2 pseudogenes are annotated in these 1,273 nt (G+C 67.9%); both read left to right on the top strand.

Features of this window, described 5'->3' with window-relative positions:
* Positions 1-866 (top strand): annotated as a pseudogene (locus IEX25_RS19725) (DSD1 family PLP-dependent enzyme); the annotation flags it as partial.
* Positions 866-1,273, top strand: a pseudogene (locus tag IEX25_RS19720) (ornithine cyclodeaminase family protein); the annotation flags it as partial. The pseudogenes IEX25_RS19725 and IEX25_RS19720, both read left to right, overlap by 1 nt.

The following is a 1,273-nucleotide window of genomic DNA, read 5'->3' as shown; positions in this document are numbered from 1 at the left end:
CTGGGCGGGGCCATCGGCGTCTGCTGCCAGAAGGTTTCCGAGGCCGAGGTCTTCGCCCGCGCCGGGATCCAGGACATCCTGGTCTCGAACCAGGTGCGCGACCCGCTGAAGATCGACCGGCTGGCGCGGCTGCCCAAGCTTTCGGGCGGGCGGATCATCGTCTGCGTGGACGACGTGGCGAATGTGGCGGATCTCTCGGCGGCGGCGCAAAGGCACGGCACCACCATCGAGTGCTTCGTCGAGATCGACTGCGGCGCGGGCCGCTGCGGCGTCAAGACCACGCCCGAGGTCGTGGAGATCGCGCGTGCCATCGACGCGGCGCCGGGGCTGCGCTTTACGGGCATCCAGGCCTATCAGGGCGCGATGCAGCACATGGACAGCTATGCCGACCGCAAGGCCAAGCTGGACGCGGCCATCGCCCAGGTGACGGACGCCGTCGAGGCGCTGAAGGCCGAGGGTCTGGAGCCCGAACTGGTCTCGGGCGGCGGCACCGGCAGCTATTACTTTGAAAGCAACTCGGGGGTCTACAACGAGCTGCAATGCGGCTCCTATGCCTTTATGGACGCGGATTACGGCCGCATCCACGATGCCGAGGGCAAGCGCATCGACCAGGGCGAATGGGAGAACGCGCTGTTCATCCTGACATCGGTGATGTCGCACGCCAAGCCGCATCTGGCGGTGGTGGATGCGGGGCTCAAGGCGCAGTCGGTCGATAGCGGGCTGCCCTTCATCCATGGCCGCGACGATGTGAAATACATCAAGTGCAGCGACGAGCATGGCGTGGTCCAGGACGACAACGGCGTCCTGAGNGGAACGGCAAGGTCGAAACGCTGTGGCCGGTGTCGGCGCGCGGAAAGGCCTATTGATGTGGGTCGTTCCTGAAGGCGAGATCGCCGGCCTGATGACGCCCGAGGCCGCCTTCGACGCGGTCGAGGCGGTCTTCGCCGCCATGGCGCGCGGCGAGGCCCGCAACTTCCCCGTGGTGCGCGAGGCCCTGGGCCACGAGGACGCGCTTTACGGCTTCAAGGGCGGCTTCGACGGGGCCGGGCTGACGCTGGGCCTCAAGGCCGGGGGATATTGGCCGAACAACCAGAAGCACGGGCTGATCAACCACCAGTCCACCGTGTTCCTGTTCGACCCCGATACCGGCCGCGTCTCGGCGGCGGTCGGGGGCAACCTGCTGACCGCGCTGCGCACCGCGGCGGCCAGTGCCGTGTCCAGCAAATACCTGGCCCCGGAAGGGGCGCGCGTGCTGGGCATGATCGGGGCGGGC

This window comes from Paracoccus acridae (assembly GCF_014642735.1).
In the GTDB taxonomy this organism is placed as follows: Bacteria; Pseudomonadota; Alphaproteobacteria; order Rhodobacterales; family Rhodobacteraceae; genus Paracoccus; species Paracoccus acridae.
This window is presented reverse-complemented; position numbering and strand designations above follow the sequence as displayed.